The 17,888-nt window shown below is 58.6% G+C and carries 6 protein-coding genes; all 6 read left to right on the top strand.

Annotated elements, in window-relative coordinates; all coding sequences use genetic code 11:
- Nucleotides 1-7: 7 nt before the first annotated feature.
- The 6 genes from VGM48_RS01555 to VGM48_RS01530 are packed head-to-tail and all read left to right on the top strand — an operon-like array spanning nt 8 to nt 17,885.
- On the top strand, nt 8-2,620 hold the full coding sequence (locus VGM48_RS01555) for a glycoside hydrolase family 2 TIM barrel-domain containing protein (RefSeq protein WP_331575901.1): 2,613 nt from the start codon (nt 8-10) through the stop codon (nt 2,618-2,620).
- 11 nt (nt 2,621-2,631) lie between these two features.
- The gene (locus VGM48_RS01550) at nt 2,632-4,419 is read left to right on the top strand and encodes an arylsulfatase (protein WP_331575899.1); all 1,788 of its coding nucleotides are present in this window, start codon (nt 2,632-2,634) and stop codon (nt 4,417-4,419) included.
- 16 nt (nt 4,420-4,435) lie between these two features.
- On the top strand, nt 4,436-7,126 hold the full coding sequence (locus VGM48_RS01545) for a GH39 family glycosyl hydrolase (RefSeq protein ID WP_331575897.1): 2,691 nt from the start codon (nt 4,436-4,438) through the stop codon (nt 7,124-7,126).
- Complete coding sequence (locus tag VGM48_RS01540) at nt 7,123-9,981, top strand: hypothetical protein (RefSeq protein WP_331575895.1); 2,859 nt, start codon at nt 7,123-7,125, stop codon at nt 9,979-9,981. Before VGM48_RS01545 ends, VGM48_RS01540 begins: the two co-directional genes overlap by 4 nt.
- A gap of 6 nt (nt 9,982-9,987) precedes the next feature.
- The gene (locus VGM48_RS01535) at nt 9,988-14,424 is read left to right on the top strand and encodes a discoidin domain-containing protein (RefSeq protein WP_331575893.1); all 4,437 of its coding nucleotides are present in this window, start codon (nt 9,988-9,990) and stop codon (nt 14,422-14,424) included.
- A complete protein-coding gene (locus tag VGM48_RS01530; RefSeq protein ID WP_331575891.1) occupies nt 14,421-17,885 on the top strand; it encodes a sulfatase-like hydrolase/transferase in 3,465 nt (1,154 codons plus the stop codon). Before VGM48_RS01535 ends, VGM48_RS01530 begins: the two co-directional genes overlap by 4 nt.
- The last annotated feature ends 3 nt before the right edge of the window (nt 17,886-17,888 follow it).

The following is a 17,888-nucleotide window of genomic DNA, read 5'->3' as shown; positions in this document are numbered from 1 at the left end:
CCCGTATATGACGAAACAACTGGCAACCGGCCTTCTTACGACCCTGCTGATCGGCCAATCGCTGCTCGCACAGCCACCGGCTCAACCGCCGGCAAGGAATAGTTATTCCATCGACGACGGCTGGAAGTACATCCCCGACGGGATGGCCTATGCGCAGGATCCGAAAAGGAACGATATCGCGGGGCAGGAAATATCCCTGCCCCATACCTGGAATGCAACCGATGTATTTGACGATGACCGCACCTACAAACGCAGCATCGGCTGGTACCGGAAAGAACTGCATTTCGGCAAAGAAACCGCCAACCGCCGCATCTTTCTCTGGTTCGAAGGGGCCAGCCAGGTAGCCGACGTCTATGTCAACGGCTTCTTTCTCGGCCGTCACAAAGGTGGCTACACGGGTTTCGGCTTCGATATCACCGATGCCCTCAAACACAATACCGACGGTAGCAGCGATGGTCTTGTCGCCGTACAGGTGAACAACGCCCACGATCCTTTCGTCCCGCCCCTGTCCATCGGCTATGCCTCCTACGGCGGCATCTATCGCGACGCCTGGGTCATCACGACCGGCGCCGTTCATTTCACCGATGTCAACAACAACTCCGGCGGCGTCTACTTTCACACGCCCGATATCGCTTCGGGCAAGGGCACGATCGCCATCCGCAGCACCGTTGCCAACGAGACCGGCCAGCCGGCCGCCGTCAGCTTTATCAACGAGGTATATGACGCCGCAGACAAGCTGATCCGGACAGAAACCACCCGTTCCACCATCGGCGCCCATCAACAGGCTCCCGTCACCGCCACAGTGGACGCGAGCGACAAGCCGCGGCTGTGGAGCCCGGCCGATCCGTACCTCTACCAAATAAAAAGCCGCATCGAACTAAACGGCCGGGTCGTCGACGAAGTGAACAACAAGCTCGGATTCCGCTGGTTTGCATTCGATCCCAACAAGGGCTTTAGCCTCAACGGGCAAAACCTGGTCCTCCACGGCACGACCCGCCACCAGGATATGCTGGGCAAGGGCGACGCACTCAGCCCGGAAGATCATGAACGCGACCTCCGGATGATCAAAAACATGGGCGCGAACTTTATCCGCCTGGCACATTATCCGCAGGCGCCGCGCGTGCTGCAACTCGCCGATGAATTGGGGCTGATCATCTGGGAAGAAGTTCCCGTGGTGAACTATATGACCCTCGACGACGAGTTCTTCCGCACCGCGCAGACGATGACGCAGGAGATGATCCGCCAGGGCTATAACCATCCCTCGGTGGTGATGTGGGGTTCGATGAACGAGATCCTCCTTTACAGCAAAGAAGGCGTCCGCATCCAAAAACACACCGACACGGCCTATATCGCCGCGCTGAAACACTATGCGGTGCGGCTCGACAGCACCATCCGGGCGGAAGATCCGACCCGCTACAGCACGATGGCCATGCACCTGAGCGACGACTATGCGAAATTCGGCCTCGATCACATCTCGCAGGTCGCCGGCCACAATATCTATGACGGCTGGTATTCCGGGACGCTCGACGATTTCGGTAAGGATATCGACGCCATCCACCGGAACGAACCCTGGCAAAATATCTTCATCAGCGAATACGGGGCCGAAGGCGAGGTCCGGCTCAACACCGAAAAACCGCAAAGACTGGACTATACGGAGACCTACCAACGCGTTTATCATGAGGCCTATCTCCGCCAGATCAACGCCCGGCCCTTTCTCGCCGGCACTTCGATATGGAACGAATTCGACTTCTCCCAGCCCAACATCGGCGGCCCGCAAGGCCATCGCAATCAAAAAGGGATGGTCACCTGGGACCGTCAACCCAAGGATGTCTATTACCTGTACAAGGCTAACTGGAACCCAGAGCCGATGGTCTATATCGCCAGCCACGACTGGACGACAAGGGGCGGCGAAGCCCATGCCCCCAGCACGATCGACATCTATAGCAATCTCCCGCAGGTGAGCCTCACCGTCAACGGCGTCAGCCAGGGTACCCAAACGCCCGATGACATCCATAAAGCGCGCTGGTCGGTGCAACTTGCCGCAGGAGAGAACATTATCCGCGCCACAGGGAAATCCGGGAAAAACCCGATCACCGACGAACTGATCATCAACTACCGGGTCTATGACGCCACCCCGGGCACGGCGGCAACCTTCCGGCCGATATCAGTCAATGTCGGCTCCAACGCCCAATACCTCGACGCCGCGGCAACGGTGTGGATCGAAGACCGGGCCTATACACCCGGCAGCTTCGGCCATCTCGGCGGCAACGCCTCGCTCTTCGCCCGTGGCGAGATCATCAAAAGCACCGCCGATCAACCGCTGTACTATTCGTTCCTCGACAGCCTGCAGGGCTACCGGTTCGATGTAAAAGACGGGCGGTATGCGGTGACCCTCTATTTCGCCGAAAGCAAGGACCTAGCACCGGGCGACCGGGTCTTCGATATCGCCATCAACGGACAACCCGTCGAACAGGGCCTCGATCTCGCAAAGACCGATGGCTACGCCATGGCGATAAAAAAGACCTATATCGTCGAGGCAAAAGGCGGCCAGGGAGTGCAGATCGCCTTTACGGCAAAAAAAGGGAACACCCTGCTCAGCGGGATAAAGCTCGAACAATAACAAACGGAAACATGCGGCACGCCGGGATATTCATACTAACGATTGGCGCGGCAATAAACAGCTTTGGCCAGCAGCCGTCCACTAACGGGCAGCTACCCGCAACCGGCCGCCGCCCGAACATCGTGCTCGTCCTTTCCGACGATATGGGCTATTCGGACATCGGTTGCTATGGCAGCGAGATCCATACACCCAATCTCGACAAACTGGCCGCCGAAGGATTGCGCTACACGCATTTTTACAATACCTCGCGCTGCTGCCCCTCCCGCGCCAGCCTGATGACAGGTCTCTATCCTCACCAGGCTGGAGTGGGTTGGATGACGACGGTATCCTACAAAGAACCCGGCTATGCCGGCGAGCTGAACAACCAATGTGTCACGATCGCGGAAGTCCTCAAATCCGCGGGCTACGCCACCTTCATGACAGGCAAATGGCATCTTTGCCGCCGGGGCGATGCCGACTCGCCCCATGTCGAACAAGAACAGAAATACGACTGGCCCCTCCAACGCGGCTTCGACAAATTCTACGGTATCCTGCTCGGCGCCGCCAACTACTTCGATCCCGGTACGCTCTGCCGCGACAACCGGCTGATCAGTCCCTACAAAGACGCCGGGTATCCTGTACCAACAGGGCAATACTATTTTACGGACGCGGTCTCCGACAATAGCGTGCAGTTCATCCGCCAACGCGATACCGCCAAACCGTTCTTCCTCTATGTCGCCTACACCGCAGCACACTGGCCCATGCAGGCGCCGGAGAAGGAGATCGCCAAATACAAAGGCCGGTATGATTCGGGCTATGACGTCATCCGCAGGGAACGCTATGCCCGGATGAAAAAGCTGGGACTCGTGGAGAACGGCATGGCGCTGACCCCGCCCGACGAAGAGGTAAAGCCCGTATGGGCCGACGAACCCAACAAGCCCGCCATGGCGCGGCGCATGGAGACCTATGCGGCCATGGTCGACGTCATGGACCAGGGTATCGGCCGTATCGTCAGCCAACTAAAAAAAGACAGTCTCTATAACAACACCATATTCATCTATCTACAGGACAACGGCGCCTGTCATGAAATGGTCGGCGCAGGCGCCACCGCCCTGCTGGCAAAAGATCCCGCAGCCGTGAGATCACTTACCCCCGAAAGCATTCAATACCTCGCGAATCCGCCGATAACCCGCGACGGCAAAATGGTCCGGGGCGGGAAAGAGGTCATGGCCGGACCCGCCGATACCTATGTTTCGTATATGCGCCAATGGGCCAATGTCTCCAACACACCCTTTCGGATGTACAAACACTGGGTGTATGAAGGCGGCATCTCCACGCCCCTGATCATCCACTGGCCCGACGGCATCCGCGAGAAAGGCGGCATCCGCAACCAGGTCGGTCACGAGATCGATATCCTCCCCACCCTCGCCGCCCTGGGCGGAGCGGCCTATCCCCAATCCTTCAAAGGAAACCCGATAACGCCCGAGGCCGGTGTTAGCCTGGTCGCTACCTTTTCCAACAAGGACCTCGCCGCCCGGCCGCTGTTCTGGGAACATGAGATGAACAAAGCCGTCCGAACAGGAAAATGGAAGCTGGTATGCCGGTCGGATATGCACAAAGACAAAACCAATCACTGGCACACCTATACCACTCGACCCTGGGAATTGTATGATATGGAAAAGGACCGGAGCGAAGGGCATGACCTTGCCGCGAAATATCCGGCTCTCGTCACACAGCTGGCCGCATCCTGGCAGGCCTGGGCGCAGAAAGTAAAGGTGTTCCCCGCGCCGTGGAAACCCGAAGACAACACCGCACCATAATTTGTAAAAACGAACCATGAGAAGACCATTCCTCGCCGGACTGATGACCGGCGCCGCCTGTTGCCTGATGATCGCAACCCACGCTCAAAAACATTCGACCCCGGCAACCGCATGGATCGACAAATCGTTACAGGCAGCCGACGAACAATATCACTATCTGATGAAGCAGGTTCCCGAAGGCGTCATGCCCCGCAGTTTTGCCCATGACAGCCTGCGCACCTGCACCTCGGAAAACTGGGTGGCCGGCTTTTATCCCGGCACCCTGCTCGAACTATATGAAGCGACAAAGGACCAATCGCTCTATGACGAAGCGCTGCGCAAGCTCCCGCTGATGGACAGCCAGCAATACAACACCAACACCCATGATCTTGGCTTCATGCTCAACTGCAGCTACGGCATGCTATACCGCCTGAAGCCGGATGAAAAAACCAAACAGCTGTTGCTCAATGCGGCGCATTCCCTGTCCACGCGCTTCAATCCAAAAGTAGGCTGCCTGCGCAGCTGGGGGAAGTCCAATGACACCAGTTCGTTCCGGGTGATCATCGACAACATGATCAACCTCGAACTGCTGATGTGGGCCAGCAAAACCACGGGCGACACCTCCTTTTCTCACATCGCGGTAACCCACGCGAACACCACGATGCGCAATCATTTCCGGCCGGACTACAGTTCCTATCATGTGGTCGTGTACAACCCGCAAACGGGAGCCGTAATGAAAAAGCAGACGGCCCAGGGCGCAGGCGACGAATCGGCCTGGGCCCGCGGTCAAAGCTGGGGACTGTATGGCTACACAATGATGTACCGCTATACCCATGACCGCCGCTATCTCGACCAGGCACAGCATATCGCCGCGTTTCTGTTAAACAATCCGAACCTGCCGGCCGACAAGATCCCCTACTGGGATTACAATGCCCCGGGCATCCCCAATGCAGAACGCGATGCATCCGCGGGTGCGGTGCTGGCTTCCGGTCTCATCGAACTCTCCCGTTACAGCAAAGGCCCGCTTGCCAAACGCTATCTCGGGACGGCGGATACCATCCTCCATTCCCTGGCCTCACCGGCCTATACCGCTCCCTATGGAAAGAACGGCGGCTTCCTGCTCGAACACAGCGTGGCCAATATGAACAAGAACACCGAAGTCAACTCCCCCCTCCCCTACGCCGATTATTATTATGTAGAAGCCCTCCTCCGGATGAAAGAGATCACTCGCGGCGCCTCGGCGCCGCGAGTGATCTCCGCCGACTTCCAACAGACCGCCGGGCCATTGGACAAAAGCTTCGCGGTCTGCGTAGGCGCCGGCCGGGCCGCCGAAGGCCTGCGGGCCGACTGGCAGCAACAGCTGGCAGTAGCCGAAAAAGCAATAGGCTTTCAGTATATCCGCTTCCATGGCCTGCTCTGCGATGAAATGCATGTCTACAGCCTCGACAAGCAGGGCCACATCGTATACAATTTCCAATATGTTGACAAGCTCTACGACTACCTGCTGAGCATCGGCATCCGCCCCTTCGTGGAACTGGGCTTCATGCCCCCCGACCTGGCCAGCGGAACAAAAACGGTGTTCTGGTGGAAAGGCAATGTCACCCCGCCGAAAGACTATCAAAAATGGGCCGATCTCATCCGTACCCTCGTGAAACACTTTGAAACCCGCTATGGCCGCGCCGAAGTGGAGAAATGGTATTTCGAGGTTTGGAACGAACCCGATCTGCATGGATTCTGGGCCGGCGACCAGGCGGAGTATTTCAAACTATACAAGACTACCGTCGAAGCCATCCGTTCCGTATCTTCCACCTACCGCGTCGGCGGACCGGCCACCTCAGGCAGCAAGTGGATCCGGGAGATGCTCCATTATTGCGACTCCAGCCACCTACCCCTGGATTTCATCTCGACACACAGCTATAACACAAAGACTGTTTTCGACGAATACGGAGTCCGCAAACGGACCATGCTGCCTTCGGATTACCTCTGGAGCAATGTGGTCAACACCCGCCGCATCATGGATAGCAGCGGACATCGCAATCTGCAGCTGCACTATACCGAGATCAACTCCTCCCCCTCCTCGCGCGATCCGCTGCACGACGGTTATCCAAACGCAACCTTCCTGCTGAACACCCTCAAGCATACCGAACGGGTCGCCAACTCGATGTCCTACTGGACCTTTACAGACGTATTCGAGGAAGCCGGCCCCGGCCCGACGCCCTTCCACGGCGGATTCGGGCTGATCAATCTGCAGGGCCTGCGAAAGCCGACCTTCTTCGCCTATCATTTTCTGCATGAGCTGGGCGGCACCGAATTAAAGAACACCGACTCCTGCAGCTGGGTCTGTAAAAGCAATAAAGGCGTACAGGCACTGTTCTGGAATCTCCACCTGCCCTTCACCGATGCTCCTTACTTCAATGACAGCATTTTCCGGCTGAACGCTCCGCCCGCCCCCGCAGGCATAGTCACCGTAAAACTCGACCATATCCCCAACGGCCACTACCGGCTCTCCGTCTATCGCGTCGGTTATCATCACAACGATGTCTTTAGCGGCTGGCTCGAAATGGGCTCACCAGCCGATCTGTCCAAACAACAGCAAGCAAAACTGGACGCCCTGGCAAACGGCGATCCCGAAAGCCGGGAGTCCGTGACGATAAGCGACGGCCGCTTCACCCGCCGCTTCGAAACAAAAGAGAACGATATTTACTTTATCCAACTGGAAAGAATATGAAACGATTTTTTTTCCTGGCGCTGCTCCCGGTATTCTTGTCGGCAAAAGCCGGGGAGCCCCATCGGGTCACCGTCTTTACCACCTTGCATTCCGTCAGGTTGGAACTGGTGTTCGACAGCCTCCCGGCTACAGGTACAAAGTATACGCTGCTGGTCATGGACAACCGGACCGGCAGGCTCGTCGTAAATAAAGTGGTCACCCCTACCACCGCCGGAAATACCCTGCGCTTTCGGGCCGATGGGCTCGAGGTCGATCCGTGGACGCCCATGAACCCGCACCTCTATCGCGTCGCCCTCACGATCGACGAGCCCGGCAAAGCCGCCCGCCGGGAAGAGAAACGCATCGGGTTCCGCCTCTTCGAATCGAAGAACGGCCACCTTTTTCTCAACGGGAAACCCATCTTCCTCCGGGGCATCGCCATCAACCCGCCCGACCGGGGCATCCCCGACAGTATCGAGAAAAGCCGGCGTTTCGCCGAGCAATACGTCGATTTCATGAAAAGCATTCATGTCAACATCATCCGTATCCCCAACAACGACACCTGGTATGATGTCTGCGACGAAAAAGGGATGATGGTCTTCGGCGGCAATTACAGCGGTACCGTCGACGGACAAAAACCGCCAAAGGACTATGACAAGGCCATCGACTGGTACAAGAACAAAGCCTTCGCGACGATCGCCGGCCATCCCAGCCTGATGGTCTATGCGATGACCAACGAGACTCCATTCCAGGGCAAGACCGTGGCCGAATGGGAGAAATTCCTGGCCTATGCGGCGGAGAAGCTAAGAAACTGGGACAGCACCCGGGTCTATATCGCCAACGCGGGCTATGGCTACGGCAAGGCCGGGGATATCTGCGATCTGCACCGGTACTGGGGCTGGTACTACTCCTCACCCTTTACCTTTCTGCATGCCCGAAACGACGATGAGATCATCCCCTTCCCCAAGAAAGCCGGCCAGCCGATCACCTTTACGGAGTGCGTAGGCAACTACTCGGGCCCCGACGGCAGATACAACCTGACACCCGACCATAAGAACCCCGGCTCACAACTCAACTGGACCGGCCATGCGCCCGACGATCTCCAGGCCCGCCTCGCCAACGAACACCAGTCCTTCACCTTCAAACAGGCTACCGAACTGAACCGCCGACTTCGCAGCGTCAACCCGGAGCTGAGCGGGGTGTTCCCTTTTACGATCCTCTTCTACAACTGGAATACGATCCGCAATTTCATCGATATGGGTCCCAAGCCGGTGACCAGCCAGGCAAGGCTCAGTTATTCCCCCGTGCTCGTCAGCTGGGAGAACTGGACAACACAGCTCTACGCCGGAGCTACCTTCCACCCCATCCTGCATATCGTCAACGACGCGGACGATTTTAGCGATCTGCATGGCGCCGATTTCGTTTACCGGGTGATCGACGAAGCGCAGAACGTCGTAGCCACCGGAAATTTCCCGCTGCCCGACATCGCCTACTATGCCGAACTCGACAAACCGCTGAGCATCGCATTGCCGGCCGACCTGGCCATCGGACATTATCAGCTGACCGGACAGATCATCAGCAACGGCAGGATCGTCTCGGAGAACAGCGACCGGCTTTTCATTGCCGGCAAAGACTATGCAGCCTCGGCCCCGAAGCCGCAGCGGCAAATTTTACTCTATGAAAAAGGGGATGGCGCCAGCAGTGGGTTTGTTCAGCTGTCCATCCCCTTCCGTAAAATAACATCCTTTAAAAATATCCCGCCCGCAAGCGTTCTTGTCATCGGGGAGAACAGCGCCGACGAAACGTTTGTCCAACAGGCGGCCGCCATCAAACAATTTGTCGCCGCCGGCGGCCGGCTGCTGTGCCTCCGCCAGGATTCCACGCTGCTGCCGCATCTCAATGCCGTGCTAAGCACTTCGATCCGCAACATCACGATGGATCTCGACTATTCCCAGTACCCGCCACCGCCGCGGCCTTCCCGCAACGGATATTATGTCAACCCCGAACGGCCGGGACATCCGGTCTTCGACGGGATCGACCGCGAAGAGTTGAAGGTCTGGTCCGACTACACCGGCTGGAAGGAATCGGCAAAAACCGGCTTTCCCGCGATCTACCCCGTGACGGATGGGTTTGTTCCCGCAGATAAAAAAGACATGCCACGCATCAGCGTACTGGGCGACTATGGCCCCGGACTCGAGGGCATAGCCATTGCGGAGATCTTCGACGGCAAGGGCAGTGTGCTGCTTTGCGGGATGGACCTGGTCCGCCGCAGTGGGCTCGACCCGGTAGCCGGCCGGCTCCTGGACAACCTCATCGGCTATATGGGCAGCGGAGAAATGCATAGCCCCGATGTGCTGGTGACGGCGCCCATCACCTGGGGTGACTATGGCTCCGAAAAAGGGCTGCTCACGGGGATCAACAGCGGTTTACTGCTGAACTCCCGGCCCCGGATCATGGGCACGGGCAAGACGACGATCACCGTCACAAAAGAAGGCCATGAATTCGCCGGCGGCGACAGAAGCGGGTTCAACACCCGCCCCGGTATCCAATACGTACCGTATGGCCGGCGCCCCTGGGGACCCTATACCTTCCGCGGTTTTGGCGATGTGCCGGAACCGGTGAACGCCCGGGACAGCATTGGCGAAGGAACTTTCTACTGCGCGGTGCCGAAGGGCCGGACCGTTGCCAACACCCTCGTATGGAACCCCGCGGAAGTGCCGCTTGAGATCCATATCACGGTCAACGGCAAGGAAGAAAGCCGGATGATCCCGGCCGGAGTAAGGGCCACCGTAGCGGTTCCGGTGAGCTCCACACAGATCACCATCCGGTTCCGCGGCGACAGAAGACTTGTACTATTACAAACGGATTTTCAATAAGCGATCATGTTTCGATACCCTTTTTATTGGTTGGCGCTCCTGCTGGTTACGTCGATTCCCGCCACGGCGCGGGTAAGGCTGCCGGCGATATTCAGCGATGGGATGGTCCTGCAGCAAAAGACCCAAACCGCCTTCTGGGGCTGGGCCGATCCCGGCGAAGCGGTGACCATCCGCGTCAGCTGGGCCGCCGCGCCTGTGAGTGTGCACGCCGACGCTTCGGGAAGATGGAAGGCCGCCGTTCCCACACCCATTGCGGGAGGTCCCTACAAAGTACACATCAACGACATCGTCCTGAAAGACGTCTACAGCGGCGAGGTCTGGCTTTGTTCCGGCCAGTCCAATATGGTGTTCTCGATGAAAGAGACGGCCGATCACGAGGCCGAGATCGCAAAAGCCGACTATCCCACCATCCGTTATTTCAGCGTAACCCGGCAATACGCCCGTCACGACTTCGAGGATGCCCCCGGCGCCCATTGGGTGTTATGTTCGCCGAAGACCGCGCCCGGCTTTTCGGCGGTGGCCTATTTCTTTGCCCGCAAGCTCCAGCAGACCCTGCACGTCCCCGTTGGTATCGTTTATTCCGCCTGGGGTGGCACACCCGCCGAAGCCTGGACGCCCGAAACCATACTCGCCGGTGATCCCGTGCTGGCCCGTTATGACCAGCGCTGGAAGGCTATCCAGCAGAACGTCGGCGCCGACAGTACGAAGTACCACGCCGAGATCGCCGCGGGAAAAAAGGCGGCGGAGCCGCAGACCTTCTATTATTTCAAACGCCCCTGGCGCGAACCCGGGGTGTTGTATAACGGGATGATCGAGCCGGTGATCCCCTTTACGCTGAAAGGCGTGCTCTGGTACCAGGGGGAATCCAATGTCAATTACGCCGATGAATATTACCGCCTGTTGAGCTCGATGATCGCCGGCTGGCGCCACGCCTGGCAACAGCCCGATCTTCCATTCTATGTGGTGCAGATCTCCGCCTTTGGTTATGCATCGCCCGACAACGCCGCAAAAGTGCGGGAGGCCGAATATGAGATCTCGCAGCGCATCCCGCATACGGGCACCGCCGTGACCCTGGATCTCGGCGACATGAAGAATATCCATTACACCCACAAGCAACCGGTAGGCGAACGCCTCGCCCGGATCGCGCTCCACAATGACTATGGATTTTCAACCCTCGACTATCGCGGACCGGAGTTCGCCTCCGCCGTCCTCAAAGCCGGCGAGGTGACGATCAGTTTCCGGCCTTCGGCCTCAAAGCTTGCCGGTGATACGGTCGGCGGTTTCGAGTTGGGTGTCCCGTCGGGCGATAGTCTTCTCTATTCCCCCGCAAGAGCTCAGGTGCAGGGCGACAAAGTAGTGGTTTGGAAAGAAGGCGTCGACCACCCAGCCGCAGTCCGCTATGGCTGGGGACTGCCGGCGCAAGCCAACCTGTTCGATTCGGAAGGGTTGCCCGCATTCCCGTTCAAGGCCAGGCTTGGCAGCGGCAGCGCAGGTTCGTCCGGCGGCGCGGGCGGCGGCGAACAAAATCTCGCCCTCGGAAAACCCGTATCCGCCAACTCGGCCAACCCACATTACCCCGCCTCTAACGTCGTCGACGGAAAGATCACCCGCGAATCTAAATGGCAATCCGGCAATATAACGCCGCCGCATATCCTCGAGATCAACCTGCAGCGGTACTGCAATATCGACCGGGTGGTGGTACATACCGGCATCCCCGAGTCGGAGCGAACGGCGGCCGAATCCTCGCAGGCAGCGGGATTCTGGTCGGCCAAGAACTTCAAACTGCAATACTGGGATGACGCCAACTGGACGGATATACCCAATACCGAAGTACACGAGAACAGGTTGACAGATGTTCCCTATACGTTCGCATCGCCGGTGAATACTTTCAAACTCCGTTTTGTCTGTGACGACGGAGAACCGATCAACGTGATGGAGATAGAGGTCTTCGGCAAACAAACGAGCAATATCCCCGTCGCAGGAAGCGGCGCCGCCGATCTTCTGCAAAAGGCCGACCGCACCGCCGACCAGAACCTTACCATCCGGCTCGGCGACAGCGTCATCGGCAAGACCATGCGCTATGTAGCCTATAATCAGGGATACTATGTTCCCGGCGGAAATACGTCGGGCTGGCTGGAATATTCCGGCGTCAACAGCCTGCGTGTATGGACTACCCTCAACTCGTATGTTCCCGAAAGCGATGTACAGGTGGACCCGACCTTGACCACCGTCGCGGAGTTCGACCGGCGCAAGCAACAGTTGCGCGCCAGTCCTGAAAAGAATGAATTTTTGCATTGGGAGCGCTTGTTGCCCTTGTACGAACATCCTGAACAAGGCCCCAATACCAACCCGATGATCCTAAGCTACTGTCTTTCGGAACTGAAAAGGCTGCATATCGACCCGGTCATCCAGGCGGGCAGCACCGATTTCGACAGCAGCTGGAGCAATAAATGGAAACAGTGGCAGCGTTACTATGTCCTCGCGTTCTACTGCGCCAGGGCCGGCGACGTGACGATGTTTGCGATGACCAACGAGCCCAACCACAAGAATGCGGGACCGATGAAACTGGACCAGTGGATCGGTGGGATGCAGATCGTTTCGGATGCCATAACCTGCGCCATCGAGGATGTCGACCGGCTCTATGGAAAGCATCTCAAGGCCCGGATGGTCGGACCGGTCACCGCGGGTAATAATACCGAATGGTGGCGGGCGGTGGCGAAGGCTCAACGAACGGACTATCATGGCAAGCCGCTGGATCACGATCTTCTGGGCATTTTCTCGACCCATAGTTATAATTCCCCCGCCGCCGGTTACGTACATCGCGTAGATGATATCCGGCAGTTGTTGCAGGAGAACCAGCCCGGCGGCAAGGCATTGCCGATCGTCTATACGGAGATCGGCCGCTGGATGAATGCCTACCTGATCGACAAGGAAGAGACCATGGACGATCCTTCGCTGTTCACCGAATGGGCCGGCATCTATGCCAACAATACGCTCAACGGCGCGTATGGCATGTGGGCCTTCAAGTTCGCGAACACCACCTCCAGTACTTATCCGTTCGGCATCAAGTCAGGGCATCATTTTTCCTGGCCCGGAAGAAGGATCGTCGAGGATGCTTATACCGATCTGGCCCTGGGCCGACCGGTAAAAGCCAGTACGACATCGGGCCAATGGCCGGCCTCGAATGTCACCGATGGGGTCAAGACCGATTACAGTGCCTGGCAGTCGGATAGCAGCCAGGGAGAAAAATGGCTCGAGATCGACCTCGGTAAGGAGCAGTCCCTTGGCAGTGGTGTGGTCTATACCGGCGGCGCCCATGGCGACTATACCAGCCCGACGCGGGTAAGGAATTTCAGCCTGCAATATTTCACCGGTGGCGGCTGGCAGGATATCCCGGGCTTTACATTGAAGAATAACAAATACGCCCAGGTGTTCATCGTGTTCAAGACGCCGGTCACCACGAGACGCATCCGTTTCCATTCCACCGATCCCGGCCCGATCCGCGTGCGGGAGATCAAAGTCTTTGCAAAGGGCGATGGCCCCGGCAATACCCCCGACTATGATGTCTCGGGGATACAACGGACCGGAGAGGTCGTCCGGCTGTTCGCCAAGGGCTTCAAGGATGAACGACCACTGCTGGCGACGCATGTGGACGGGAGTGACGACAATCTGCATGTGCTGATGTCCTATGATGCCGCGACGCGCAACTACTACTGCTGGCTGGTGCAGCGGGGAAAATATACGGATCATCTTACGCTCGATCTGTCGGCATTGCCCGTGCAACCCGGCACGCCGGTGACGGCGGAAACCGTGGGGCCAACGACTTACGGCGAAGTCGCGGGAGTATACCCTGTGGGCGCCGGCCGCAAGCTGACGATTCCCCTCGGCGGTCAGACCGTGATGCTGCTTTCGATCCCTGTGGGCCATCTTACCCGCACGGTGATGCCCGCTGTGGCCGAGTCGTCGGTGTCGCCAAAAGCAACCCAAACCCGTTTAGAAATCGCATTGGATGCGTCGAAGCCGGAAATGAACAAGGTCAGCTATATCCGATTCGATGAGTCAAAAGCACGCGCAGGCAGTGCTTCACGCATCCTTTTAAAAGTGCATGGGTCCAACGTGACGGATACGGCCGTCTATCGCTTTCACGTCTATGGCCTGCCCACAGGTGCCTGGCAGAAACTGACCTGGCAATCGGCCCCTCAATTGGACGCGAAAGAGGCCCTGATCAAAAACGTCGGCCGCGACGCTTTTGTCGCCGGCGAGCTGGCGATGGATCATACGCCGAAAGACCACTGGCTCGACGTGACCGATCTCGTTAAACGGCATGCCGGTACTTCGATCACTTTCGCCCTCGTACGCGAGACGCGGCATACCGGCGACGACGCCGACAAAGGCCGAACGGTGGTCATCGACAAAAAACCCGAACTGCTATACTGGAAATGAGCACGCCTCGAACGATACTATTCCTGATTGCAGGTTTGACGTCCACCGCCCCGGCAAACGCCCAGAAGGCGGCGATGGACGAGCGGCCGAATATCGTCGTCATCCTGGCCGATGACATGGGTTATTCCGATATCGGCTGTTATGGGGGTGAGATCCATACGCCGAATCTCGACTGGCTGGCGGCCAATGGTCTGCGGTTCTCCTCTTTTCATAACACCTCCCGCTGCTGTCCCTCCCGTGCGCAGCTGCTGACGGGATTATATAATCACCAGGCAGGCATCGGCAGCATGACCACCGATCAACAGGAGCCGGGCTACCGCGGGTTTCTTACTCCCAACACGGTGACCCTGGCCGAGGCGCTGGAGACGGCAGGTTATCAAACGGCCATGGCGGGGAAATGGCATGTGTCCAATACCATCGAGCAGGCGACACCGGCCGCCCAGCTGAAATGGCTGGATCACCAGATCGAGGCGCCGCTATTCTCGCCGATCGAACAATATCCCACCCGCAGGGGCTTCCAGCGATTCTATGGAACGCTTTGGGGCGTGGTCGATCATTTCGATCCTTTCAGTCTTGTCGACGGCGAAACACCCGTTCGCAGCGTTCCCAAGAATTATTATCACACCGATGCGGTCAGCGACTCGGCAGCGGCTTTTGTCCGCGATATGAGCCGCAACCCGCAACCGTTCTTTCTCTACCTGGCCTATAACTCGCCGCACTGGCCCGTACAGGCGCCGGCGGAGGAGATCGAAAAATACAAGAACACGTACAGGGCCGGCTGGGAAGCGATCCGCAAGGCCCGCTACGCCCGGATGGTGAAGATGGGCATCGTCGATCCCGCGACCCAGCCGCTATCCCTTCGCAACCCCGATTCCAGCTGGTCGACCAACCGGGATTCAGCCTGGGACGCCCGCGTCATGGCGGTACACGCCGCAATGATCGATCGCATGGACCAGGGCATCGGCCGGGTGATCGAGGCCTTGCGCTCCACCGGGCGGCTGGACAACACGCTCATCGTTTTCCTCAGCGATAATGGCGCCAGTCCCGAGGTGGCCCAAACGATGCCGCCCGGATTCGACCGGCCCAGCGCCACCCGCGACGGGCAGCGCATCATCTACCCCGCGGATAAGAAAACCCTGCCCGGGCCCGAGACGGTCTACGCATCGATCGGTCCGGCGTGGGCGAACGTAGCGAATACCCCATACCGTTACTGGAAGATCGAATCTTACGAAGGCGGCACGCGTACGCCGTTCATCGCCTTCTGGCCCAAAGGCCTCCGCACCCACAAGGGAGGCATCACCGCGCAAAACGGTTATCTCATCGACCTTATGCCAACCTTCCTCGATCTGGCGAAGGGCCGGTATCCGGATTTCTACCACGGACATGCGATCACTCCCATGCAGGGCACCAGCCTTATCCCGGTACTCGAAGGCCATGACGCGGGTACGCAGCGCGTCGTTTTCAACGAGCATCATAACGGCCGGTCGGTTCGCAAAGGGCGGTGGAAGCTGGTCTCGGCCAATGCCGACACTGCCTGGGAGCTGTACGATCTGAGCCGCGACGGCACCGAGGAGCACAATCTCGTACATCAATTCCCGGACACGGTGCGACTGCTGGACAATCTTTGGCAGCAATGGGCCAGGGACAATAAAGTGCTCCCGAGACCCGCACCGCGGGCCCGCCCGGCAACAGCGGCAAAACGGGAGCCCGCAAAGGCGGCGCCGGCGCATATCCAGCCGGATACGCCGCTCACCACCCCCTGGACGGCGCAGGTGTCCCAGCAGCTCCCTCACCCGGAATATCCCCGCCCGCAATTCGTCCGCGCGGCCTGGGCCAATCTCAACGGTCCCTGGGACTATGCCATCACGGGTGTGACGCAGGCGCAGCCACCCGTCTGGGAAGGCAAGATCCTGGTCCCCTACCCCGTGGAATCCCTGTTGTCAGGGGTGAGGCGAAGCGTGGGCCCGGACAGCCTGTTATGGGTTCACCGGCGCTTTTCCGTCGATACGGCCTGGCAAACGAAACGGATCCTCCTGCATTTCGGAGCGGTGGATTGGAAGACACGCATATGGATCAACGGCAGGGAACTGCCTGCACACGAAGGCGGCTATGATGCCTTCAGCTATGATATCACCGATGCGCTGCAACCCGGCGGCGAACAGGAACTGACCCTTGCCGTCTGGGACCCGGGCAACCAGGGCTACCAGCCGAACGGCAAGCAGTATAACAACCCGCGGAGCATCTGGTACACGCCGACGACGGGGATCTGGCAAACGGTCTGGCTGGAACCCGTATCCCCCCTATCGATACCCGCATTCACGATCCAGACCGATATCGACCGGAGCACGGTCCGAATTGCGCTGCATTCCCCGCTGCCAGCCGGCTGCACGCTCCGGGCGACAGTTCACGACAAAGGCGCCCTGATCACCGGAACGGCGGGAACGACGGACACGCTGGTGCTTCCCGTAAGGAAGCCCAAGCTATGGACGCCGGATCATCCCTTCCTCTATGATCTGCAGCTGGTGCTGTATCACGGAGGCGAAATGACCGATGTCGTCAAATCTTATTTCGGCATCCGCCAGGTCGATCTCCAAAATGACCGCGACGGCGTCAAAAAACTATTCCTGAACCATGAACCGCTATTCGAGTTCGGTATGCTTGACCAGGGTTTCTGGCCCGACGGGCTTTATACGGCGCCTACCGACGAGGCCCTGGGGTATGACATCAAAGCTCAGAAAGAAGCCGGCTTCAATCTGATCCGCAAACACGTCAAGGTGGAACCCGATCGCTGGTACTATTGGTGCGACAGCTTGGGGATGCTCGTCTGGCAGGATATGCCCAGCGGCGACCGGCATATCGGCAAAACGGACAGCGACATCGTCCGCACCGCGCAGTCCGCCGAACAGTATCGCAAGGAGCTGACGGCGATGGTTACCCAGCATTCCAGCCATCCATCCATCGTTGCCTGGGTAGACTTCAACGAAGGATGGGGACAGTTCGCCACGGCCGATATCGTAGCGTTCACCCGCCATCTCGATCCCACCCGGTGGGTCAACGCAACCAGCGGCTGGTCGGACCGGGACGCCGGCGATATGCATGATACGCATAGCTACCCAGGTCCGGACATGACCGCGCCCGAACCGAACCGGGCTACGGTGCTTGGCGAGTATGGCGGTCAGGCGCTGCTCGTCCCGGGGCATTGCTGGGTGAACAACCTCGCGCTTGCGCCGGGTCATATCCGCACTTCGCAGACGCCGGAAGACCTACTCGCCGTGTACGGCAGGTTGGTCGACAGCCTCGTCATCCTGAAACGCAACGGCCTGAGCGCCGCCGTCTATACCCAGTCCACCGACGTGGAAAGCGAGGTCAACGGCCTGCTGACCTACGACCGCAAAGTCTGGAAGATCGATATCGACAAGTTACGGGCGATCAATGCCCGGGTGATGGATAAAAAGAAATAAAAT

It is taken from the genome of Puia sp. (genome assembly GCF_036500295.1).
Taxonomy (GTDB): domain Bacteria; phylum Bacteroidota; class Bacteroidia; order Chitinophagales; family Chitinophagaceae; genus Puia.
The sequence above is the reverse complement of the archived record's forward strand: the minus strand, read 5'-3'. Positions and strand labels throughout refer to the sequence as shown.